The 22,748-nt window shown below is 29.4% G+C and carries 23 protein-coding genes; 11 read left to right on the top strand and 12 right to left on the bottom strand.

Annotated features, from left to right (window positions below; genetic code table 11):
* Positions 1–38: 38 nt before the first annotated feature.
* The 6 genes from KGF45_RS09575 to KGF45_RS09550 all read right to left on the bottom strand — a co-directional run bounded on the left by KGF45_RS09575 (position 39) and on the right by KGF45_RS09550 (position 4,337).
* On the bottom strand, positions 39–689 hold the full coding sequence (locus KGF45_RS09575; RefSeq protein WP_227828348.1) for a hypothetical protein: 651 nt from the start codon (positions 687–689) through the stop codon (positions 39–41).
* Positions 686–1,189 (bottom strand): flavodoxin family protein, encoded by a 504-nt coding sequence (locus tag KGF45_RS09570; protein ID WP_227828349.1) that lies wholly within the window; start codon positions 1,187–1,189, stop codon positions 686–688. The genes KGF45_RS09575 and KGF45_RS09570 overlap by 4 nt, the downstream gene beginning before the upstream one ends.
* 48 nt (positions 1,190–1,237) lie before the next feature.
* On the bottom strand, positions 1,238–1,753 hold the full coding sequence (locus tag KGF45_RS09565) for a PadR family transcriptional regulator (protein WP_227842401.1): 516 nt from the start codon (positions 1,751–1,753) through the stop codon (positions 1,238–1,240).
* A 497-nt stretch (positions 1,754–2,250) separates the two neighbouring features.
* Positions 2,251–2,799 (bottom strand): DUF1697 domain-containing protein, encoded by a 549-nt coding sequence (locus tag KGF45_RS09560; RefSeq protein WP_227842399.1) that lies wholly within the window; start codon positions 2,797–2,799, stop codon positions 2,251–2,253.
* A 55-nt stretch (positions 2,800–2,854) separates the two neighbouring features.
* Positions 2,855–3,292, bottom strand: a complete 438-nt coding sequence (locus tag KGF45_RS09555; protein WP_227842397.1) for a DUF3795 domain-containing protein — start codon at positions 3,290–3,292, stop codon at positions 2,855–2,857.
* A 76-nt stretch (positions 3,293–3,368) separates the two neighbouring features.
* Positions 3,369–4,337: a helix-turn-helix transcriptional regulator gene (locus tag KGF45_RS09550; protein ID WP_227828352.1), complete on the bottom strand. Its 969-nt coding sequence runs from the start codon at positions 4,335–4,337 to the stop codon at positions 3,369–3,371.
* A gap of 414 nt (positions 4,338–4,751) precedes the next feature.
* Here KGF45_RS09550 and KGF45_RS09545 point away from each other — a divergent pair, with 414 nt between their 5' ends.
* On the top strand, positions 4,752–5,213 hold the full coding sequence (locus tag KGF45_RS09545) for a MarR family winged helix-turn-helix transcriptional regulator (protein WP_227828354.1): 462 nt from the start codon (positions 4,752–4,754) through the stop codon (positions 5,211–5,213).
* Positions 5,197–6,600 (top strand): MATE family efflux transporter, encoded by a 1,404-nt coding sequence (locus KGF45_RS09540; protein WP_227828355.1) that lies wholly within the window; start codon positions 5,197–5,199, stop codon positions 6,598–6,600. Before KGF45_RS09545 ends, KGF45_RS09540 begins: the two co-directional genes overlap by 17 nt.
* Before the next feature lie 105 nt (positions 6,601–6,705).
* On the opposite strand, the gene KGF45_RS09535 is transcribed toward KGF45_RS09540, so the two are convergent.
* The gene (locus KGF45_RS09535; RefSeq protein ID WP_227842395.1) at positions 6,706–7,299 is read right to left on the bottom strand and encodes a nitroreductase family protein; all 594 of its coding nucleotides are present in this window, start codon (positions 7,297–7,299) and stop codon (positions 6,706–6,708) included.
* Positions 7,300–7,977: 678 nt separating this feature from the next.
* Between KGF45_RS09535 and KGF45_RS09530 the strand changes: the two genes are divergently transcribed.
* From KGF45_RS09530 to KGF45_RS09500, 8 genes are all read left to right on the top strand, one after another.
* Positions 7,978–8,628 carry a YidC/Oxa1 family membrane protein insertase gene (locus KGF45_RS09530; RefSeq protein WP_227828357.1) on the top strand — a complete coding sequence of 217 codons (651 nt, stop codon included), beginning with the start codon at positions 7,978–7,980 and terminating at the stop codon, positions 8,626–8,628.
* A 175-nt stretch (positions 8,629–8,803) separates the two neighbouring features.
* Entirely contained in the window at positions 8,804–9,472 is a 669-nt protein-coding gene (locus KGF45_RS09525) for a response regulator transcription factor (RefSeq protein ID WP_227828358.1), read from the top strand.
* Positions 9,472–10,605: a sensor histidine kinase gene (locus KGF45_RS09520; protein ID WP_227828359.1), complete on the top strand. Its 1,134-nt coding sequence runs from the start codon at positions 9,472–9,474 to the stop codon at positions 10,603–10,605. Before KGF45_RS09525 ends, KGF45_RS09520 begins: the two co-directional genes overlap by 1 nt.
* A gap of 250 nt (positions 10,606–10,855) precedes the next feature.
* Positions 10,856–10,984 (top strand): hypothetical protein, encoded by a 129-nt coding sequence (locus KGF45_RS20100; RefSeq protein ID WP_304521268.1) that lies wholly within the window; start codon positions 10,856–10,858, stop codon positions 10,982–10,984.
* Positions 10,981–11,826, top strand: a complete 846-nt coding sequence (locus KGF45_RS09515) for an ABC transporter ATP-binding protein (protein WP_227842393.1) — start codon at positions 10,981–10,983, stop codon at positions 11,824–11,826. The genes KGF45_RS20100 and KGF45_RS09515 overlap by 4 nt, the downstream gene beginning before the upstream one ends.
* Positions 11,826–12,854, top strand: a complete 1,029-nt coding sequence (locus KGF45_RS09510; protein WP_227842391.1) for an ABC transporter permease — start codon at positions 11,826–11,828, stop codon at positions 12,852–12,854. The genes KGF45_RS09515 and KGF45_RS09510 overlap by 1 nt, the downstream gene beginning before the upstream one ends.
* A 5-nt stretch (positions 12,855–12,859) precedes the next feature.
* A complete protein-coding gene (locus KGF45_RS09505; RefSeq protein ID WP_413926591.1) occupies positions 12,860–13,870 on the top strand; it encodes an ABC transporter permease in 1,011 nt (336 codons plus the stop codon).
* A 202-nt stretch (positions 13,871–14,072) separates the two neighbouring features.
* Positions 14,073–14,489, top strand: a complete 417-nt coding sequence (locus tag KGF45_RS09500) for a DUF3795 domain-containing protein (RefSeq protein ID WP_227842389.1) — start codon at positions 14,073–14,075, stop codon at positions 14,487–14,489.
* Between the two features lie 208 nt (positions 14,490–14,697).
* Here the strand turns inward: KGF45_RS09500 and KGF45_RS09495 are convergent, their stop codons facing one another.
* The 5 genes from KGF45_RS09495 to KGF45_RS09475 form a co-directional block, all read right to left on the bottom strand.
* Positions 14,698–15,948 (bottom strand): MFS transporter, encoded by a 1,251-nt coding sequence (locus KGF45_RS09495; RefSeq protein WP_227828364.1) that lies wholly within the window; start codon positions 15,946–15,948, stop codon positions 14,698–14,700.
* An 85-nt stretch (positions 15,949–16,033) separates the two neighbouring features.
* Complete coding sequence (locus tag KGF45_RS09490; RefSeq protein ID WP_227828365.1) at positions 16,034–16,780, bottom strand: MerR family transcriptional regulator; 747 nt, start codon at positions 16,778–16,780, stop codon at positions 16,034–16,036.
* Between the two features lie 100 nt (positions 16,781–16,880).
* Positions 16,881–17,903, bottom strand: a complete 1,023-nt coding sequence (locus KGF45_RS09485; RefSeq protein WP_227842388.1) for a serine hydrolase domain-containing protein — start codon at positions 17,901–17,903, stop codon at positions 16,881–16,883.
* Positions 17,903–20,323: an excinuclease ABC subunit UvrA gene (locus tag KGF45_RS09480; protein ID WP_227842387.1), complete on the bottom strand. Its 2,421-nt coding sequence runs from the start codon at positions 20,321–20,323 to the stop codon at positions 17,903–17,905. Before KGF45_RS09480 ends, KGF45_RS09485 begins: the two co-directional genes overlap by 1 nt.
* A 90-nt stretch (positions 20,324–20,413) precedes the next feature.
* On the bottom strand, positions 20,414–21,334 hold the full coding sequence (locus KGF45_RS09475; RefSeq protein WP_227828368.1) for a GyrI-like domain-containing protein: 921 nt from the start codon (positions 21,332–21,334) through the stop codon (positions 20,414–20,416).
* Positions 21,335–21,875: 541 nt separating this feature from the next.
* Between KGF45_RS09475 and KGF45_RS09470 the strand changes: the two genes are divergently transcribed.
* On the top strand, positions 21,876–22,739 hold the full coding sequence (locus tag KGF45_RS09470; RefSeq protein ID WP_227842386.1) for a conserved phage C-terminal domain-containing protein: 864 nt from the start codon (positions 21,876–21,878) through the stop codon (positions 22,737–22,739).
* Positions 22,740–22,748: the final 9 nt, after the last annotated feature.

The raw sequence follows: 22,748 nt of genomic DNA, 5'->3' as shown, positions 1-22,748 counted from the left end.
TAAGAGCCCTTTTTAAATGTCAGTTTTGTTATAATGTTTTATTTTTTTAGTATATCACTTTTGCTTAATCCATTTGATTTACCTAGAGGAGTCCATTGGTGGTTAGCCATAAATTTATATGCAAATCTAGGAAAGTTAGGTGAGATAAAAATAGTATCTTTACTAGAAGTGTTACTATCTATGTTGTTACTAAGTATATTCTTTGATAGTTCTCCTAATAAAGTTTCTAAGCTTTTTTTTGGACCTTTACCTAAAGGAACAGATTTTAATGAACCTATCATTTCTCCAGCACCAATTCCGATTCCTTGAACCCATGTAAAGTTAGCCTTTTTACACCAATTTTCTATCATTTGAATTGCTAAGTGAGTTTGTTGTCCCTCATAGAATCCACAGTTAACTATTGCATATACTGGAATAGATTTTTTATTTTGTTTCTTTGCAAGTTCTTCACATTCCTCTAAAAAACTAATTAAATGAGAAGGAATACCATCTACATAAAGAGGAAATGCAATTATTAACCTATCACAATTAAGTATGGAATCAATAGCTTTAGGATACTTAGATACATTGTCTATTTTAAATGTGAAAATCTCATTATCTTTTTGTATAAGTTTTTCTACCTCAGATAAAAAGTATTGTGAATTATTTTCTTTTACTTTTGGGCTTCCATTTATCATTACTATATTCATAAAGATTCACCTCTTACATCTTGTGGATTTTTAAAAAATGAAACAGAATGTTCCTTCATATTAAGATTTACAGCATTTGCACGTATTAGATTAGTAGCAGTATCTTTTTCAGCATCTGTAATATAATCTCCATAGAATAGAACCTTTAAATTTATCTGTTTTTCATATCTATTCTTATGATGCATTTCATTATTCTTCATTACAAAGTATGGAAGTACATAGCTTATACTTCTATCAAGTATATTTTTAATAAATGGGCTAAAGCCACCATAACAACATCTACTTAGTATAATAAGTTCATCAGAATCAGCTATCAATTTACTCATGTTCCTGTAATAGTCTTTTATGACGCATGTAGTAGGTGTTTTAATCCAACAACCAAAGCAACCAATACACTTATGGATTTCTTCATTGTTTGAAAGTATTTTTATATTGTTATCAAGTTTAGGTAATAAATTATCTAAATCTTTTTCAGTTAAATCATGTATTAAAAGTCTCATAAGTTTTACCCCCTTTATATTATGTAGGTTGACTTTTGTAATTCTATCCTACAATTTTTTTAATAAATCATTACACCAATTAATTACAAAACTATAATAGTCAACTCCATAAATCATTGTGAAATACATATATGTATATTGGTCAATACAACAATTTTGTTCCACCTCAGTTTTCTGTGTATCTAATTTATTTAAAAGTAATTCAACTTCAGCTATTAACATTTTTAAGTTTGTTTCAATTATTTCTTTAGGTAAGTACTCATAAAAAAATATGTTAACAAGGTGGTCATGCTTTGTCTTAGAAAATTTAATTGGTTTTTCTAACCATTCGAGAAAGTATGATTTTCCTATGTTAGTTATAGAGTATAGTTTTTTTAATTTACCACCATCTATAACTTCACGATAGCAGATATAACCTTTTTCTTCTAATCTTTTGAGTGCAGGATAAATACTACCAAAACTAGCATCAAAAAAGTATGAAGTACTCGTTGACATTTTTTGTTTTAAATCGTATCCACTTAATTCTTTTTCCATAAGAAATCCTAAAATAATGTATTCTAACATAGTGCCTCCTAGTATCGTTTATGTATATATTGTTTAGTTATATATCGATTTGATATATTAATTATTACAAATAATAGGTAGACTGTCAATATGTTTTTAAATTAAATTTTAAACAGAAATACAGATTATCTCTTAAACACTAGGTTTATTATCAATATCTTAAGTTTTAAGAGTTGAATTTACTATTAATCTACAGCTTACGTAAGAGCTTTGATACGACAATATGATTAAAAGCATATAAATTATTTGAGTAATGCACAAAACCGCAGATTATATATAATTCACTAATTAGTGATATATAACCTGCGGTTTTTCTTCGTTGAATTTATAGCTAACACCCCAGACAGTCAATATATATTGCGAATTATCTGGGTCCAGCTCTATTTTTTTCTTAGATTCGTACGAATGACGATGTTAGATTGCTTTCAAATTTTCTAGTCAGTTAATCATAAAGATAAACTGAAATTTGTGAACTCCATGTTATGCCAATAATAAATTTACTCATTTGATAGCAAAAATAATTTTTTTGTAGTGCTGGCATTTCTAATTGTTACTTTGTTATTAACTGAAGAACTCGCAATTTTATACCACCTTGTTTTTGATAATGTAGCTCTTGGTGCAGACCAAAAAATCACATTCTTATAATAATCAACCTGTTCATATTCTGGTTTGGCTTCTCCAACAGCCTTATATACTTCTTCAATAGTGACAGGTGGAATAGGGAAGATAGCTTGATGTATCACTTCTTCATCAGAATTTATATCCCACCATTTGGGAGTGTTATCCAAAGCTTCCGATAATTCTTTTAGTGAAATGATTACTATGGGGACATCTAACATAAATCTTTCTTCTATCATGGCTTTACATCGGCTACTTATTTCACTTTTATCGTTGTTTTCACTGGAAAAAAGAACATTTCCACTATTGATATAGGTGCTAACATTCAAAAATCCCATATCTTCAAATGCCACCTTTAATAATGGCATTGACACTTTGTTTTTACCGCTAATGTTTATGCCACGCAAAAGAGCAATATATTTTTCCAACCTAAAGAACCTCCATCTATTATAAATAATCTTCGCTTCAACTTCTAATCTGCGTTTACCTCCAATGCTTAAATACCACAATCTCAGCATCAGAACCATAACCGCTATACTCAGATACCATGAGATATTTTTCGTCAGCAATAATTCCATAATATCTGTCACTGTCTTTTTTGCAAAGCTGATTTCCAAAATAAATTTTATTATCGTCCCAAAACTTTACAATCTGACCTTTTGGTAAGGTATATTCAATGTTAATGAAAGAGCCTTTCAGTGCATTAAGTTCTGTGACTTCTTCCATATCTTGTATATTAAGTGCATTAAATGCTGTAATCAAATTCTTTTTGAATTTGTATAGAGCATTTTCCCCATCTTTCAAACATAATGCAACCATGCACTCTGAACCAAAAGGATGACCTTTTGTTTCAGCACATCCGTTACAAGTGTTACTCAATTCGCATTTCCTACAATCAACTCCACAAATAGACTTAGTCATTTTTAATTTGCCTCCGTAAATTTTATTTTATCGAGTACGTCTTATCCACTTAGTGAGTATTTTACAGTGGATAGGCTTACATCTTTTTCACAGGTCTAATGTACTTAAAATACTGTTCTGGGTCATAATAAAAGTACATGATTCTTCCAGGGGTAATATCAGGACAGTAACCCTTACCAGTGTAATCAAAAGTTGCCATAGCCGTTTCAATCTTTTCTTCCACACTGCAATTTTCCTGTTCATAATTAAACGGACCATGTTCAAAGATAATATACTCGGCTTCGGGAATATCAATCATAAGCATTTGTGGTGGCAGTTCCCCTTTATAATCAAAAGGAAGTCGTACGCCCCAACACTCTGTACGAAGAATACCCCAATCGCAGAGCCTGCCGTCCGAATCGTTCATGTAAGCCATAATCTGACCGCTTCCGCAGTTAGCTTCACTTCCACCGTCATCGTCCAATTTACCCTTGATACTGTCGAGCAAACCGCAAATTGTTTCGTGGTCCTGTCCTGGAATAAGGCTTTGCTTTCGCCAAAAATCCCAATACCCGTTACTCTCATTGTTTTTAATGTACAAAAATTTGTGAGCAGGTATGGTTGCGAAATAAATCTTGACACCATCTGTTGATTTAATCATACCTATTTCTCCCAATCCTAAAAAGTAGCGGTCAAAAGGGGTTATTTTTGTACGAAGAACGACTGGCTTAGGATTTTTTCGATATTCACTCGGAGTTACACCATAAGTTCCTTTGAAAGCTCTGGTAAAAGCTTCATGCGATGAAAACCCATAATCAAAAGCAATATCCAATAGACTTTTATCACTGTCCCGAACCTCTTTTAATGCAAAGGCTAATTTTCTATTCCGCAAGTAATCTCTAAACTGTATACCCGATATTTCTTTGAATTTTTTCGTTGTATAAAACTCAGAATATCCCAATTTGCGAGAAAGAAAGCGTAGCGTTAAGACTTCGCCATTGTAATTTTTAATACATTTGTCAATCTCGTCAATGATTATCTGAATTTGTTGTTGCCACTCATACATTTAACTATTCACCTCGTTTCAATCACTCTATATTCATTATAACGAAATAAAGAAGTTATAGCTTGATTTTACTTGCTGTCACTTGATTTTAATTCTATTCATTTATGTATTGTCTAATTTACGATATTATGTTACATCGATATGACAGCTTAAAAGCAGGCTTTAATTTGCCTTGGTGTTAATTTCAACTTTTAATAGTGAAAATGACCGAATAGCTGATAAAATGAAGCTATTTAGATATATAAGAAGATTTAAAGAAATAATCAAAAATTTAGATAAAGTTTACAAAAACTCAACAGGAATTAGGAATTATGGACTATTGACAAAGTATAAATTTAGCAGTAAAATAATTGCATGAGCAAATAGATTATTGCGCTCGCAATTAAAATATAAATAACAATATAAGGAGAAAAGATGAGAGAGCTATTAAAATGGGTTTCCATTATAAATAGATATAACACAAACTATATTGACAGAAAATTGGCTGATATTGGAATTAACAATAGCCAATATTTTTATGTATTACACATATGTAGTAATCCAGGTATTACACAGGATACTATATTTAAAAGAATTCTTGTAAATCCTAGTAACATAACAAGAGCTTTGGCAAACCTAGAAAAAGAAGGATTTATCACTAGAGAGCCAAGTGTTAAAGATAAAAGAACGTGGCATTTGTATCCTACAGAAAAATCTTTGGCATGTTACGATGAAATAATAAAAATAACGAATGGGTATGTAGAAGAATTGTTAAGTTCATTTGAAAAAGAAGAGCAAGAGTTGTTCATGTCAATGTTAAAAAAGACTGCTTTTATAGCCATTGATATGAATGAAGAAGCAAAATTGGAGGCGAAGGAAGATGGAAGAAAAATATAAAGAACCATTGGAGTATGAGAAAGTTTCAAAATTATTGACTAAGTATGCAATACCCAGTATTATAGCGATGTTAGTAAGTGCCTTATATAACATTGTTGACCAAATCTTTATCGGGCAAGGTGTTGGGGTATTAGGTAATGCTGCTACAAATGTTACCTTTCCACTAACAACAATATGTACTGCAATTGCTTTATTGTTAGGTATTGGAGGAGCATCTAAGTGTTCATTAGAATTAGGAGCTAAAAATTCAGAAAAAGCTACAAAAGCAGCAGGAAATTCTATTTGCTTGATGGCTATATTTGGAATAAGTTTATTTATAATAGTATCAATATTTTTAACACCACTGTTAAAATTCTTTGGTTCCACATCAGAAATATTACCTTATGCACACACATATACAAAGATTACATCAATTGGATTGCCATTTCTTATAATGTCTACTGGAATGAGTAAGTTGATACTTGCTGATGGAAAACCAAAAGCTTCTATGTTTTGTATGTTGGTAGGAGCAGTTATCAACACCATTTTAAATCCACTATTCATATTTGTGCTTGATATGGGAATTGCTGGGTCTGCTTTAGCTACTGTTATTGGGCAACTTATATCTTTTGGAATTAGTGTTTATTATGTAATGAATTTTCAACATATTAAATTACATAAGAAGAGTTTTAAATTAGAGAGTATGATTTATAAACATATATTTGCACTAGGTTCAAGTTCATGTTTTAACCAATTAGCAATGACTGTAACACAAATAGTTATGAATAATACACTAGCATATTATGGAGCAATGTCAGTTTATGGAAGTGAGATTCCACTTGCTTGTGTTGGTATCATTATTAAAGTAAATATGATTTTTATATCTATAATTATTGGTATATCACAAGGAATGCAACCAATCATAGGATACAATTATGGGGCTGAAAAATATACTCGTGTAAAAGAAGCTTATAAGATGGCAGTAGGAAGTGCAACTGTTATATCTGTTATTGCATTCTTATGTTTCCAATTATTTCCACGACAAATTACATCTATATTTGGTAATGGGAACGAAACTTACTTTATATTTGCAGAACATTACTTTAGAACTTTCTTGTTATTAACATTTATAAATGGTGTTCAAATAGTATCATCAACTTTCTTTACATCAATTGGGAAATCAGTACTGGGACTTTTTACTTCTTTGACTCGTCAGATTCTGTTTTTAATTCCATTAATAGTGATTTTACCTATGTTTATGGGTATTGATGGAGTAATGTATGCAGGGCCAATAGCTGACGCCGCTGCTGCAATGGTATGTATATATTTTGCAGTTCATGAAATGAAAGCATTGACTATAAAGCAAAATAAAGTGGTGAGTAATCATAAGGAGATTGTAGAGGTATAAGATAATCTTCAATAGTTCTAGTAGTATAGTAAGCAAATTATTTTTTATGGTAAGTAAATTGTTTTTATTGAATTTACTTACCATATTTTGGTTATAAATAGTTATTTATCTCCATTCAGTTACATCATTTAATTTTAATCTAGGTCTTTTTGATGGTTGTTCATCAGGATAACCTAAGGATATTGCTGCAACCAATTGACTATTTGTATCTAACCACTCACATAATTCATGATATGCAAAGTACACATCACAAATCCAAAGACTACCTAGGCCTAACTCTACAGCTGTAAGAGACATATTTTGAATTGCAGCTCCAATTGATTGTATATTTGCCATTTCATAAAAACGTTCTTCAGCAGATAAGTTTTCTAAAGGTGACTTTCCTAACTTGTTTAAAATAAAAATTGTTATGGGAGCTTGTTTCATAATTTCAACAGTATAATTTGCTCCTGCAATATGTTGGCGACTTTCTGGAAGAAGTCCATTGTTATCAATTTCATTTTGAATACCTTTGCTCATAGCTCTAAGCATAGATTCTTTTTCTTTTTCAGTGACAACAATAAATTTCCATGGTTGTCTATTTTTAGATGAAGGTGCATTTATTCCAGCTTCAATTATTTTCTCTATAGTTTCATGTGAAATACTTTGATTTTTATATTTTCTAATGCTACGTCTTTTCGATATAGAATCGCTTATCATTGTAGTAACCTCCATTTAGTTTTGTTAATTTTTTCAAGTATGGTTTTTTATTTTAAAGATTATATTAGTTTTAAACATATATTTACATAAAATATGTTTATATAAAATATATTTACGTTATGTTTACATAAAACATATTTGCATATAGAAAAATTGTTTTAATTATTTTATCATTAATTTAGAAAAAAGTCATTGTCTTTAGAAGTAGAGCATAAGAATTCTGGTAAAAATAACACTAAAAATTTAATATAGTTTTATCAAGGTATTAGTACTTGTATATTTACATTAAGTGATTAATATACTATAATTATCTAAACATAAACATAAACATAGACATAGACATAAACATAGACATAGACATAAAAACAAATATAAATACTGATGAGGTGATGTAATGAGATTGGATATGGATAATCTGTTGTATATACTAGTTTATATGACATTATTAGTATCTATCCTTGGATGCATAATTTACTTTTGTAAAGACCTCTTATATCATAGAGTTAAATATGTTTTGATAAGAAATATATTTATAAATAGATTTACATATTCTGAAAAAAGATTGCCTAAGCATTATATTGTTTTTCAAAAATATGATATTTGGAGGTATTATAGTATATTTTAATTTGAAATGATTCTATTACAGTTCAAGAATTTAAAATAAAAGGAGAGAATAGAATGGATTTCATTTCAAATATACTACAAGAGGTATTAAATATATTATTTAGTTTTACAGGAGATTTTGGGATTGCAATAGTACTTATAACTTTAATAGTAAAGTTGGTACTAATGCCATTGTCATTAAAACAAAGATTTTCTATGAAAAAACAACAAGAATTGGCAGAAAAAATGGAACATATAAAAGAAAAATATAAGGATAATGCTAAAGAACTTGAAAAGCAACTACAGATACACTCTGTAGAAAGTATGAAGAGTATGATTGGGTGTTCCACGATTTTACTACAAATGCCAGTAATATATGCACTGTATCATGTATGTTTAAACATGCCAAAGGGATTTACAACAGTTATAATTCCTTGGATTGCTAATTTAAATACAGCTGATAATTTATTTATACTACCTTGTATATACACATTAACTATGCTAGCTCCAAATTTGATAAATTATATACCATATTTTAAGGTGAATTCTCAAAGAACATTTAATAAACAAACGGTTATAATGACTACTGTAATGAGTCTTATATTAACTGTTAGAACTCCAGTAGCCTTAGGTCTATATTTTATAACAAGTGCAATTTATACATTAATTGAAGAAATTTGTTTTAGAATATATTTTAATCAAAAAAATAAACTAGCATTAAAATAATATAATAAGTATTTTTAAAATTTTTAGCCTGCCAACATGAAGCAAAGTTGGCAGGCTATTTTTATAAATTGGTAGATTATTTTTATAAACATGTTATTTTCTAAAAAACAGTTACAAAATAAATAAATTAATATAAACTAAAATAAAGTTAAAAAGCTGAGGTGATAAAATAATAATGGCTAAAATACTAGTTGTAGAAGATGAAAAAAGAATGCAAGATATTATTGTAGAATATATGCAAAAAGGAGGGTATACTTGCATAACTGCTGATGATGGAGTAGAAGCACTTACAATACTAAAGAATACTGATATAGATTTAATGATATTAGATATTATGATGCCGTATTTAGATGGATTCTCAGTATGTAGAGTTTCACGTGAAATTACTAATATACCTATTATTATGTTGACAGCTAAAGGTGAAGAAGAAGATAAATTAAAAGGCTATGAGTATGGAGCTGATGATTATATAACAAAGCCATTTAGTCCAAAGGTACTATTAGCAAAGGTGACAGCCTTACTTCGTAGGTATACTGTCGATATTCCAAAAAGTTCATTAAGTGTAGGGAAGATATTTATTATACTGAAGTCAAGGCAAGTATATGTAGAAGATAAACTTATTGATTTAACATATAAGGAATTTGAATTATTACGTTTATTTGTGGAAAATCCTAATCAAGTTTTTTCTAGAGATAAACTATTGAATTGTATATGGGGATATGATTTTGAAGGAAATACGCGAACTGTAGATACACACATAAAAACTCTGCGTAAAAAACTTGGTAATGAAGGTCATCATATAGTTACATTAATTCGTTCAGGATATAAGTTTGAGGTTAAATAATGGATAATTTAAGAAAGTTTATAAATAAATTAAAGAATGTAAATATGTCAAATTGGCTTAAGACAAATTTTGGATTATACTCAGTGAGAAAGAAAGTATTTTTTCTTTCTAAATTAGCAGGAGCAACTATTATATTGTTTTATCTTATTGTTGAGGAATTTCCAATAAATAGTAAGTTTGGATTTTGGATTTGGTTTATAGTAATGATTATATTTATTTTAGGTATTGATTTTTTATTGGGAAGGTTTATTTCAGAGCCAATTACTTCTATAAATAAATCTGCAAAGAGTATGTCACAACTAGATTTTTCTAATCCGTGTACTGTTAATACGAATGATGAATTTGGAGAGCTTTCTAGGAGTCTAAATACAATGTCTACAAATTTACAACAGGCTTTGTTAGAACTGGAAGATGCAAATATCCAACTTGAAAAAGATGTAAATAAGGAAAGAATGTTATTAGAGCAAAGAAAGGAATTAGTGGACACAATTTCACATGAAATGAAAACACCACTTGGTATTATTCGTGCCTATACAGAGGGTCTTATGGATGAAGTTGATGAAGAGAAGAAGAAGCTTTATATGAACATCATTATAGAAGAAACTGATAGAATGAACAATATGATTGTATCTTTATTGGATTTATCTGCTTTAGAAGCAGGAGTCTCTAAACTCAATCCAGAGCGTTTTGATTTTATAGAATTTGTTGAAACTGTAGCAGGGCGTCTATTAATTGATGTTCCAGATATTGATTTTTATTTTACTTATGATTTGCCAGAAAATAAAGTTTTTGTTGTTGTAGATAAAATGAGAATGGAGCAAGTAGTAGAAAATTTAATTATCAATGCAAAAAAGCATGTTAAATATAATGGCAATTTAGACTTATCTGTTATATGCTGTAATGATTTACTTGTTTTTAAGATTTATAATGATGGTAAGACTATAGATTTAGATGAGATTCCAAAGATTTGGTCTAAATTTTATCGTAGTACTGAATCTCAAAGAAAAGGTGGTTCTGGTCTAGGGCTTGCTATTGTTTCACAAATACTTACAATGCAGGGTTTAAAATATGGAGTTAAAAATCGTGATAAAGGAGTAGAGTTTTATTTTATGATTCCAGTTGATGATGAGTGAAGAATAGCTTATAAATCATAAAAGATAAAAAATAAAAATACCTAATAAAAAAATTAATAAAAAGTTTTGATGAAAAGTATTTAATAAAAAGTATTTAATAAAAAGTCCTGTTTTCTTGGTGAAAACAGGACTTTTTATTATTTCACTTCAATTTCACAAGAGAGACACTTTGATTTCACTTGATGGCAATAAAATAAGCTAAAGAAATAAATAAGATAATGGTTAAGTAAAACAGGAGGGTGGGGTATTTGTGAAATGGTATACATGGTTAATTATTGTATTAATAGTTTTAATTTCTATTCCATTTAAAGTTAAATTTATAAAATGGTGGGATAGGCGACAAAAAGAAAAAAAGGACAAGGAGGATTATGATATATGATAAAAGTCAAAGAACTGACATTCTCTTATGGAAAAGATAAACAGATATTACATGGGCTTGATTTTGATGTAAAAGAAGGTGAGATATTTGGATTTCTTGGACCTAATGGTTCAGGAAAATCCACAACACAAAAAATTTTAAATGGAGTTTTAAAAGGGTATGGCGGTCAAGTGTCTCTTTTTGGCAAAGAAGTTGAAGAATATACAGAATCTTTATATCAAAAGATTGGTGTTCTATTTGAGTTTCCATATTTATATACAAATTTAAGTGCAATTGACAACCTTGAATATTTTTCATCTTTTTATCCTAAGAGACAGAGAAGAGATATAGGTGAGATTTTAGATTTGTTAGAGTTTAAGAAAGAGTTCATAAACAAGCCTGTATCATCTTATTCAAAAGGAATGAAACAACGTATCAGCATGGCAAGGGCATTGATAAGTAATCCAAAACTGTTGTTTTTAGATGAGCCTACTAGTGGGCTTGACCCATCTGGAGCTGTATTGTTCCGTAAAATTATTGAAGAGGAACGAAAAAAAGGAACAACTATATTTTTAACTACTCATAATATGTTGGATGCTGATTTAATGTGTAATAGAGTAGCTTTCATTGCAGATGGCAAAGTCATAGCAATAGATAGCCCTAAAAATCTAAAGGTGAAAAACAGTAATAATAAGGTTGAAGTTGAGTTTATACATCATGGTAAACGAGAGGTTAAGAGTTTAGATATAGAGGAATTGGAATCTGGTATGACTTTTGAGTATGATGAAATAGTGAGTGTGCATTCAAAAGAACCTACCTTAGAAGAAATTTTTATTAAATATACAGGAAGGATGTTATATTGATGTATTCTAAATTTTTTACTTTAATGAAAAAAGATTTATGGATGATTATTTATGGCAAATTCTTTATATTAGCATTTTCATCTCTTATACTTTATTCATGCTATATTAATTTTGGCTATATAAAATTTATGGATGAAGATTCCTATCACAATAGTGTTTATATGTACGAACTAGAGAATACAAGTGTGTATGAATCTCCATTAATTCATCCTGTTTCTTCTATTGATGAATTAAAATCAAAACTATCTGAAGATACAAATGCAGTTGGGATTGATGCTAGTGGGAATAGAGCAAAAGTAATTTTGCATGAAAGTCTTGAAAGAGTTGATAATTATAGAGCTGATTATGCATTGTCCTTGTTACTATCAGAAAAAGATAATGATGTAAAAACATCAGGAAAAGATGAAGTAATTCAAATCGATGATAAAGAGACATCTGAGATGAAACTACGAAAAGAAATGACTTGTGAGATTTTGTTTTTTGAAATTGTAGCAATTGGATTTTTAGGTATTGCTTCTTTACTATTTAAAGAAAAGCAAATGGGTGTAATGCGCATAACAGGTATTTTGCCTGTAAAAAGAAGTCTTTTTATATTATCAAAAGTATCTATATTTCTGATATGTGACCTATGTTTTACAGTGCTTTTGTTAATAATTAATGTTGGATTGTTTGAAGGAATAAAAATACTCCCTCAGGTACTAGTTCAAACTGGAATTTTATCCATAATTATGTCTTTAGTTGGATTTGGATGTTCAATGTTATTAAAGGATTTTAAACAATTTTCTCTTGCATATCTTTTAGTTGCAGTGTTTATAACTACACCTGTGTTTTTATCTGCAAATACATCTTTTGAAATAAGTTGGATTAAATATCACCCTTTTTATCATGTTTATAATGAGTTAAAAAATGCTTTTTTTATAAGTTTCTCAAGTGAAATTAGTTATTTTATTGCATGCTTTCTGACAATAATAGTTCTTTTTTTACTTGTTAAATATGTTTTTGATAAAGAATTGATTAGGGAGGGGTAGTGTTGATGGGATTACGATATCAGTTGAAGAGTATAAGAAAAGATAAAATGTGCATAATTTCCTTCTTTTTACCAATTGTTATGGCTATTTTAATAAATCTTGTTGGAACTATTGATATATCCTCAATAGGAGAGTTGCAATTTGGGACAATAAAAAACAACCTTTCTACACAAACAGAGCAATGGCTAAGTAGATATGGGTCAGTGAAACAATATAAAACTAAGAATCATTTAATAAGTGAAGTTAAAAACATTAAAACAAATACAATTGGGGTTATTAGTAATGGTGAGGGGATTCAAACTATACTTTATGGAAATGAGATTAATGCTATAAAAAATGTAGCAAAGATGTTACCTAAAATTTTTATACTAAAGGGAAATTTAGAAAATATTGAGGTTACAATACTACCTAAAGATAATGTGTTAAAAGAATTTCAAAATATTTTTATTGCTATGATTCTAATTACAGCTATGTTTATGGGATGTACTTTTAATGCAATGAATATCATATCTGAAAAAGAAGATGGAATTTCATTTATCAATGAAATCTTACCACAAACTAGGAGTCAATATATTATTCAGAAAATATTTATAGGTTTTCTATGTGGGTGTCTATCTTCAATTGTAACTGTATTTATATGTCTAAGGATTTCAATGTTAGATATGGTAATGATGTTGTTACTTATCATATTTTCGACATTTATATCATCACTAATAGGTTTATTTATTGGTAAACTATCAGAAGGTCTTATGGTAGGGATTATTTATATTAAGTTAATAATGATTTTATTTATAGGGACTCCATTACTGGTATACATTTTAGGCGTTGATATTAGAGGAATAGGCAATTTATGTTATATAATGCCATCGATAGCAACATTTAAAGGAATTATGGAAATTATTGATGGAAATATTACTGTTATAAAAGAAGTTGTAGTTTTAGTGGGACATTGTATTGTATGGTTTTTGCTGTATATGACTTTAGATAAGAAAAGAAATCTATTTTTTAGTAGATAATTAAATCTAATTGCTTGATATACTTATATTATATGTTTATTATATGATTAAGATGGATAGATAATTTGATTATAAAGACTTATGATAAGTGAAAATATCTTATTAAAATGATTTTTTATAATGATACTGTTCAAAAACTTCATGATTCCAATAATTAGAGTTGTTCAAGAATTAAGAATACTATAGAAAGGGATAATATATTATGAAAATGCCCAATAAGATTGAAAATATTATGCTTGCCCCTTGTGGTATGAATTGTAAAGTCTGTTATAAACATTGTTATTCAAAGAAATCTTGTCAGGGATGTTATGTAAGTGATTTGGGGAAACCAGAACATTGCAGAAAGTGTAAGATAAAAGAGTGTGCAAAGATAGAAAAGATTACATATTGTTTTGAGTGTGAAAAATTTCCATGCAAATTGGTCAAAAACTTGGAAAAAAGCTACAATAAAAGATACGAAGAGAGCCTTATAAAAAATAGTCTTTTAGCGAAAGAGTCTGGAATAAGTACTTTTATGGAAGAAGAATTAAAAAAATGGACTTGTGTTTATTGTGGTGGAATTATTTCTTTACATGACTCTGAATGTGCTGAGTGTCATGCTAAAAAGGAATCAAAATAATAATAAACTTATTGGCATATTACTTTTCTCCGTTTCATTTAATCTTTGATGTAAATGAAACGGAGATTATAAAATTTGAACTAGGCTAATTAAAACTATCTTAGTGTATTATGTATAAAAAACAAAATAGAAGAATTAAAATTATCCTAGGATATTATTTAGTGTATTACTTAATTTTCCTAGTGCATTACTTAATTTCTATAGTATATTACTTAGTTTCCTTTGATTTAAAGATACCTTGTGCATAAAATTGCCTTGAGTAAGGAATAGATAAAGCAAAAAATGCAATTATTACGCCTGAAACAATAATCAAGCTGTTAATAGATAATATATCAGCGAGTGGTCCAAAAAGTACCATCCCAAGAGGTATAAGACCAGTATATATAATAGTAGGTAAGCCCAATACACGACCTTGCATTTCTGGTACTACATGTTCTTGCAACATGGTCATAGCTGTTGCTTGAATAATTGGAATTGAAAAACTGGTAAAAAACATAAATATAAAAAATTGCCAAGCTTGTGTAACAGACCCCAAAATAATGGAAAAGATGGCGTAAGATAACATTGACAAGAAAAATGTCTTATTTCGATTTTTAAAGCCACCAAATATTCCTATAACTAATCCGCCTAAAACCATACCTGCAAAGCCAATCATTTCAATAATAGATAGATAAACATAGCCTTTACCAAATGTACGCTCAATCAATAATCCTATAAGAAAGCCTGATGGTACACAAAGAAAAATGAAAGCTCCATAAGTAAAAACTACTTTTCTAATAAATTTATCCGAAAAAGAGTATTTTATTCCAGATATCATGTCTGTTAAAAATGATACTTTTTCAGTCTGTTTTACTATATTATGTTTAGGGATTTTAATGAAGCAAAGTAATACAATAGCTATAATTGCAGTAATGATATCAATTAAAAGTACCTGAGATATTTTATTGCCTAGACCAAGAATCGCTGCAGCTACAACAGGAACTATAAATTGTACTATAGATTGAAGACTGCCATTTATACCATTAAAACGCATTAAGTGTTCTTCTGGTACAAGTTGAGGAATCATTGCATTTACAGCAGGTGTCTGTACACCACTTCCTAAAGAACGAATAATGGATACGACTGCAATTGCGATTAATTCATTTTCTCCTTTAATTCCTGACATCATAAGCAGAAGTAGTATCAGTGTAGAAGCAGCGATTATGGCATCAGATATAATGATGAGTATTTTTCGATTGTAGTAATCTGCCCATACTCCTGCAAAAAAAGATATTAGCATTTGTGGTATGAAGGAGCATACGGTTAAAATTGTTACCCATAGGCCTGATGATGTTTGAAGTGTGATATACCATATCATTGCCATCTGTACAAGTGATGAACCAAATAGGGAAATATATTGGCTCACTAAAAAGGTAATGATTTTTTTCTTCCATGTAAAATGAGTATTTTTGTTTTCCATTCTATTCCTCCTTTGATTTGTGTGTTTAATTTTTCTCGCTCTTAAGAATAACACACAAATCAAAGTATGGAGTTAGAGTGGAGGGTTAAGAAAATTGTTCTTTCATGCTTTGAAGATGAGATTTCATTGCTTTTGCGTTATATTCTGCCTCTTTCAATGAGGTTATCAATTTGTCACATACTGAGATGATTTCATCGTCATCTTTTGGAGTGTCAATAACAGTTTTAATATTAGCATTGGGATTACAAGACAAAGCATTTAACATTCTTAAAATAGCTGAAAGAGAATAGCTTGCACAACGTAATGAATTAATAATTTTAAGTCGTTTTATATCTTCATCAGTATATACACGATAACCATTTTGTTTTCTTTTTACTTTTAACAACCCGTTCATTTCCCAATTTCTTAAAGTGTCTATTGTGACATTTAGGTGTTCTGCGGTTTCTTTTCTAGTTAAAAATAACTTGTCTGTTTCATGTGTGTTTCCTTTTAAAATCTCTGTAACAATAGTGATTGCTTCTTCAGCATTTGATTTTTCTATTTCTAATTGTTGTAAGTAATGACTCACAAGACAAATAGCTTTGTCAAAATCTTTATTTGCTGATGTTCTGACAATCTCAACTGCATTTTTTCTCAATCCTCTTTGTGTAACTTCAATTTTTAAGGCTGTACGAGCAAATTTAAACTGCTCTATATGAAAATCGTTAAAGATACGGTAGCCATTAGGATTACGTTTAGGTTTAGGTATTAGTTCAAGTTCTTCATATAAACGTACTGTATTAGGATGTATACCAATTAAATCTGCTATTTCTGATGTCGTGTAGGTATTCATTTATATTCAACTCCTCTTGTATATATAGCATCAACAATAATATCACTAAACTAAAGTCTGGTGTTATAGTGGAGGGTTGTTATAATCATTCTATATACAACTATTCTATTATAGAAGTAAGTATATGTTTTTTAATAAACTGCCATCTATCACGAGGTTTAAAAACTATCTTAGATGGTATTGCTATCACCAAGTCATAATGTGGTATACAACAGATAGCATTTCCTCCAGCTCCCATTGCTGAGTACCAAAGAACTCCATCTTCTTCACATAGCCACCATAGATAACCATACTCATTGGAATTCATTTTAGTTGATTCTTCAATCCATGATTTAGATATAATACGTTTATTATTCCAAATACCATCATTTAAATACAGAGAACCAAATCGTAACATATCTCTGGCACTCAATGTAAGTCCCCAGCCACCTGTAGTATTACCTTGTCTATCTTTTGCCCAACCTTTAAGGTTTTTTCCAAACAAATCTTCAAAGCCAAAATCTTTTATATCATAATCTGGTATTTCTCTCATACCAATAGGTTTGAATAGATGTTCATTAGCAAATTCACGAGCACACTTTCCTGTGGTATTTGTAATAATAGCTGAAAGTAGATGAACTCCAGCTGAAGAATATTTGAAAGTTCCAATATTTTTGTTTTGACCAAGTTGATTTAGGGTGTATTTTACCCAATCTCGTTGCTTAGAAAGCCTCTCCAATGACTCAGTTGTATTTTTAAAAGGGTATGGTGCAGTCATTGTAAGCAAATGGCATATAGTTACTGCTTTTTTGTATATATCAGCAGGGCTACAATTATATTCAGGGAAAAAATCAACAACTTTTTGCTCAACATCCTTTATATAACCCTTGTCTATTGCGATACCAATTAAGGCTGATATGATACTTTTTGTGACAGATGCAACATGAAAAGTATCGTCAGCATTATAACCATTATAATATTTTTCAAAGACGATATTTCCTCTTCTTGCTATGATTATTGCGTTTATATTGCTATATTGTGAGATTATTAAAGGTTCAAGTTGTGAAAGTTTTTTTGAATCCATTCCAACACTTAAAGGGTCTATATTTTCAAATTTCAAATCTAAGCAGTAGTCTTTATCCATTATAAATACCTCCCTGTTATAGACTTTGAGTTTTCTTTTAGTTGTTGAGGAGAACCCTCTGCAATGATATATCCGCCTTTGTCTCCACCTTCTGGACCAAGTTCAATAATCCAATCACAAGTATTTAGAACTTCTATATCATGTTCAACAACAATTACAGAATTTCCATTTTCGACTAGTTCATCCAACAATTGAATTAGTTTAGCAGTATCATATAAACTTAAACCAGTAGTGGGTTCATCCAATACATAGAGAATATTGCCTTTTCGCTTTTTGCCAATCTCTTTTGCAAGCTTGATTCTTTGAGATTCGCCACCACTTAAAGTAGGGGTAGGTTGACCTAGCTTTATATAACCCATACCGATTTGTTCTAGTACTTTTAAGTGTGAAACAATATTTGGAGTATCTTCGAAAAAACTAACAGCTTCGGATACACTCATATTTAGGACATCATAGATATTTTTATTCTTATATTTAATGGATAGGGATTCATCATTAAATCTTTTTCCATGACACTCATTACATATACTGTCCATACTTAAATTATTTCCCAACCAGATTTTTTCATATCCGCTACCACTACATTTAGAACAAGCACCCTTTGAATTGAATGAAAAATGTCCAGCAGTGAAATTTTGTTTTATTGATTCTGGTTGACCTGCAAATAAAACACGTATCTTATCCCATATACCAATATAAGATGCAGGTGTTGAGTTCATATTTCTACCAATAGGAGTTTGAGATATTTCTGAATATCCAGAGATATATTGTGTACCACTTAATTTATCTGCAATAGTTTCTACAATTGCATAATCATCCTCATCACTTACTTCATTTTCCTTAATAGTCGCTTTATTATTATTTGGTTGATTATTGAAGTAACTTCTAAGAAGAGGTAGCAATGTATCTGATATAAGGGAACTTTTTCCACTGCCAGATTTTCCAGCTATTCCAATCATAGCACCTAAAGGTAATGATGCAGTAACGTTTTTAAGATTATTCGTACTTGCATTTTGAACAACTATACAAGGCATTTTTTCAATATCCGTAATATTTTTAGATGCTGTTCTAGTAGGCATGGAGTATTTTCCTGATATATATTGTCCAGTAATTGACTCATTTGATTTAAGCAGACCTTCTAAATCGCCTTGATATATTAACTGTCCACCTTCAACACCAGCTTTTGGCCCTATATCAATAATATGTTCTGCCATATTAATTGTATTTTTATCGTGTTCAACTACAATGACAGTGTTACCTAAATCTTTTAAATCTTTAATGGATTTTAGAATATCGATTTTTTCAGATTCATGTAATCCCGCAGTTGGTTCGTCAAGTACGTAAATTAATGAATCCATCTCTGAATCAAGGTGAGAATTTAAAAATAGTCTTTGTATTTCTCCACCACTTAAAGTTGACATCTCTCTGTACAAGGACAGATGACCTAGTCTTGATTTTATTAGATTGTTTGTCTTAATCAAAATATCATTTATTAATTTTTTGCCTAGAGTAGTTAGTTTGTTTTGATTTAATAAGGATTTTAGGAATTCATGAACTTCTAAAATGCTCATTTTTCCAAGTTCGCCAATATGCTTTCCATTTAATAAAACTTGGCGTGCTTCTTCACCAATTTTAAAACCATTGCACTCAGAACAAGTAGTCATGCTATAAATACCATTTAAGTCTTCACCTCTTTGGTGACGACCATGAAGTACTTTTGCTAAACAAGAACTTCGTTTTCCATTTTCATAATGGCCATAGAGTACCTCGTTTTGTACTTCCTCAGGCAATTGTAAGAATGGTATCTCTAAATAATCTTTGAACTTTTTAGATAGAACTCTCAAATATCCTGGTGTAATTTGGGCTCTATCTAAAACTTTTTTTAGGGTAGTGTGCTTATCCAAGATAAGTTTTTCAATATTAATTTCAAAGTATGCTCCACGTCCAGAACACTTTACACACATTCCATCTGAAGATGTATATGAAAAATAACTTGGTCTTAATCGTTCTTCTTTATTACCACAATTATTACAAATAAGATTATTGTCTACAGGAGTGTTACACGCAGAACATAGTACTTGTCCTTCTCCTGCATATAATAGTGTAAGCATACTAATAATATTGGTTCTAGTACCTACTGTTGAACGAGGATTACTCTGACGAAAGATATTTTGTTTAACAGCTATAGTAGGAGCTAATCCTTGAATGTTATCGAATTTATTCTCATTATCAATGCCTGAAAGTATGCCTAAGGACTGTAAGTACTGTTTACGCCCTTCCTCAAATACAATATCAAACATAAGACTGGACTTACCTGAACCACTGACACCTGTTGCAACTACAAGCTTATTTTTGGGGATAGAGATATCTATATTTTTTAGGTTATGAATTTTTGCTCCTTTAATTTTTATTTCTTTCATTAATTCACCTCATTTTATTAATTTTATCAAACTATAAAATTGGGATGTTTTAATCCTTAATATAAGAAGAGGTTAAGCGAAATCATAGTATTAAAAAGGCTCTATAGGTAAATATATATCAACTATATGTTTATTTTGTGGGTGAGTATTTGGGTCATTAAGGTATACTTCAAAAGGGAAAGAATTACGTAATTTATGCTCATCATTTGATAGCCATTCATTATACATAAAATCCCAAGCATCACTATATTCATTTTGAAAAATACTAAAATGCCCCACAAGATATTTACCAGAAGGTATTGTCATATTACCAAGGTCGCTATTTTCTTTGACAACAATATTATTTGGAATTGTCATACAAATACTAGTCCTCAAATGATGTTCTTGTGTAAATTGAGGATTATCATGATAAATAGCTAATATATTTGTCTTTTCAAGTTCAACTAGATTCTGCTCATTTGCATATTCAAAGAGTTTTTCTACAATCTTTGGAAAATGACTAGCTAAATTTCCATATGACCCAGTGTATCTAATATAAGCTGTATTTACATTATCAAGTTCTAAGATTTCAATTTCTCCTTTAACCTCTCTATTATTTTTAGATTTAAGTTTTGATATGTATCTATTATACTGAGAAATTTTATATGGTTCTTTGCAATTCTTGCTATAATTATTTCTATATTTTATAGGGCTTATCTTATAGTAATTTTTGAATGCTCGTGAAAAAACCGCGGAATCAGTAAAACCAAAATAATGTGCAATATCAGTAATTGTCATGTCAGTACGATGAATAAGAAAAGACGTGGCTCCTTCTAGTTTTAACCTACTTACATACTGTGATAATGTTTCTTTTTCTATCGCTTTGAAAATCCTATGAAAATGAAACTTTGAAAAACCTGCTATATTAGAGAGCTCTTCAAGAGAAAGAGAATCATACAAATGCTCTTCTATATAGTCCTGTACTTTGCAAATACTACGTAAGTATTCTTTTTTACTTTGGGAATCAGTCATAAGTATACCTCCTTATTACAAAAATATATATTTTAAATATCCTTATTTATAGTAAATAAAGCGTTGAGTATGTGAGATTTAAAGTAAACAAAATGTTAAATAGATTTTTTATTAGGAATTTTTCTTATATATAATAACAATTTATATTATAAGAGAATTAGTATCTTACTTTGTAACACTTAGTATAACATAATGATATATTTTTCGATTGTATATTTGGTTATATATTTATATAAAGTTAGAGACTATAACATGGACAAAAACTTAATATCTAGTATGGCTGTAAATTTTGATACTGAGAACTATATATCAATTTTAAGAAAATATTTATAAACCAAGAAAATATTTATATTAAAAAAATTATTAAATTTATTGTTTAAATAAAAAAGTTAAATCTCATCTATTAACATAATGCCTTTAAAACTTTAAAATGAAAAATATAGAAGAATGATTTTTAATAAAATATAATCATCTAATAAATTATTAAGAAATACAAAAATATTTACAAACAACTATTTATTTGAATTGGGGGCATAAGAATATGAACAATGGTTTTTATCAATTAAATTCAGCAGTATTATATTTTAACGAGCGAAGTGATGTAAATAAAATAAGGTTTAATCACTATATAATGAGAAAAGAAAATATACAAAGATTAAAGGGAACTTTACCAAGGGGACAGTTTCAGATGACCGTAAGAAAGGCGGCATCTGACCTTGGTTTATCAATATCTACAATAAGTAGGCTTGTAAATGAGTTTATAGATTTAGGAATATTGAGACTAATAAGTCGAGGAGTGAAGGGAAATTGTTGCTCTGTATATAGTTATATATGTTCTGAAAGTAGTGATACAGGTGTAATAAAGAAACGTAGAAGTTTTTTTGAAGATATCTTGGAAAATATTAATGAAACAAATAATAGTAGCCAAAAGGTATCAAAATATGAATATAAGTATAAGAAAGATAAAGTCAGTGATACCAATATGTACAGTTATATGGATAAAGAGTATAGACCATGGGGTTATGACCCAGAACTTCATACTGTAGATGAAACAGAAGATGTAACAAAGAAAAAAGAATTATTAAAAAAAAATTTAAAAAAAGAGTTATTAAAAAAGAATTCCAAGAAAAATACTGATGTGGAAGAGGATGACTATTATATAGAAAGTATTTATGAAAATATTATAAAAAAATTAAATAAAGAATCAGGGGAAAGTTTTAGGTTTGATTCAGAAACAGCCAACAAACTTATAGCTGAAAGAAGAAAAGAAGGTCATAGATTAGAAGATTTTTATAAAGTTATAGAATCAAGAGTTAAGAACTGGAAGGATACTCCTATGCTAGTGGATATAAAACCAGAGACTTTGTTTGGTCAAGAATTCAAGACTTATTTAAATGAAAAGTGATTATAATGG

The sequence above is a fragment of the Clostridioides sp. ZZV14-6154 genome, assembly GCF_020657785.1.
Lineage (GTDB): Bacteria > Bacillota > Clostridia > Peptostreptococcales > Peptostreptococcaceae > Clostridioides.
Note: the sequence above shows the minus strand (reverse complement) of the source record. Positions and strands in the feature narration are given on the sequence as shown.

Excerpts from the sequence above, each read along its gene's own strand:
- KGF45_RS09565 (WP_227842401.1), bottom strand. The coding sequence starts at position 1,753 with ATGTTAGAATACATTATTTTAGGATTTCTTATGGAAAAAGAATTAAGT.
- KGF45_RS09485 (WP_227842388.1), bottom strand. The coding sequence starts at position 17,903 with ATGGATAAAGACTACTGCTTAGATTTGAAATTTGAAAATATAGACCCT.
- KGF45_RS09535 (WP_227842395.1), bottom strand. The coding sequence starts at position 7,299 with ATGATAAGCGATTCTATATCGAAAAGACGTAGCATTAGAAAATATAAA.
- KGF45_RS09475 (WP_227828368.1), bottom strand. The coding sequence starts at position 21,334 with ATGACTGATTCCCAAAGTAAAAAAGAATACTTACGTAGTATTTGCAAA.
- KGF45_RS09505 (WP_413926591.1), top strand. The coding sequence starts at position 12,860 with ATGGGATTACGATATCAGTTGAAGAGTATAAGAAAAGATAAAATGTGC.
- KGF45_RS09530 (WP_227828357.1), top strand. The coding sequence starts at position 7,978 with ATGGATTTCATTTCAAATATACTACAAGAGGTATTAAATATATTATTT.
- KGF45_RS09570 (WP_227828349.1), bottom strand. The coding sequence starts at position 1,189 with ATGAGACTTTTAATACATGATTTAACTGAAAAAGATTTAGATAATTTA.
- KGF45_RS09550 (WP_227828352.1), bottom strand. The coding sequence starts at position 4,337 with ATGTATGAGTGGCAACAACAAATTCAGATAATCATTGACGAGATTGAC.
- KGF45_RS09545 (WP_227828354.1), top strand. The coding sequence starts at position 4,752 with ATGAGAGAGCTATTAAAATGGGTTTCCATTATAAATAGATATAACACA.
- KGF45_RS09510 (WP_227842391.1), top strand. The coding sequence starts at position 11,826 with ATGTATTCTAAATTTTTTACTTTAATGAAAAAAGATTTATGGATGATT.
- KGF45_RS09470 (WP_227842386.1), top strand. The coding sequence starts at position 21,876 with ATGAACAATGGTTTTTATCAATTAAATTCAGCAGTATTATATTTTAAC.
- KGF45_RS09575 (WP_227828348.1), bottom strand. The coding sequence starts at position 689 with ATGAATATAGTAATGATAAATGGAAGCCCAAAAGTAAAAGAAAATAAT.
- KGF45_RS09520 (WP_227828359.1), top strand. The coding sequence starts at position 9,472 with ATGGATAATTTAAGAAAGTTTATAAATAAATTAAAGAATGTAAATATG.
- KGF45_RS09515 (WP_227842393.1), top strand. The coding sequence starts at position 10,981 with ATGATAAAAGTCAAAGAACTGACATTCTCTTATGGAAAAGATAAACAG.
- KGF45_RS09555 (WP_227842397.1), bottom strand. The coding sequence starts at position 3,292 with ATGACTAAGTCTATTTGTGGAGTTGATTGTAGGAAATGCGAATTGAGT.
- KGF45_RS09490 (WP_227828365.1), bottom strand. The coding sequence starts at position 16,780 with ATGAATACCTACACGACATCAGAAATAGCAGATTTAATTGGTATACAT.
- KGF45_RS09495 (WP_227828364.1), bottom strand. The coding sequence starts at position 15,948 with ATGGAAAACAAAAATACTCATTTTACATGGAAGAAAAAAATCATTACC.
- KGF45_RS09500 (WP_227842389.1), top strand. The coding sequence starts at position 14,073 with ATGAAAATGCCCAATAAGATTGAAAATATTATGCTTGCCCCTTGTGGT.
- KGF45_RS09480 (WP_227842387.1), bottom strand. The coding sequence starts at position 20,323 with ATGAAAGAAATAAAAATTAAAGGAGCAAAAATTCATAACCTAAAAAAT.
- KGF45_RS09540 (WP_227828355.1), top strand. The coding sequence starts at position 5,197 with ATGGAAGAAAAATATAAAGAACCATTGGAGTATGAGAAAGTTTCAAAA.
- KGF45_RS09525 (WP_227828358.1), top strand. The coding sequence starts at position 8,804 with ATGGCTAAAATACTAGTTGTAGAAGATGAAAAAAGAATGCAAGATATT.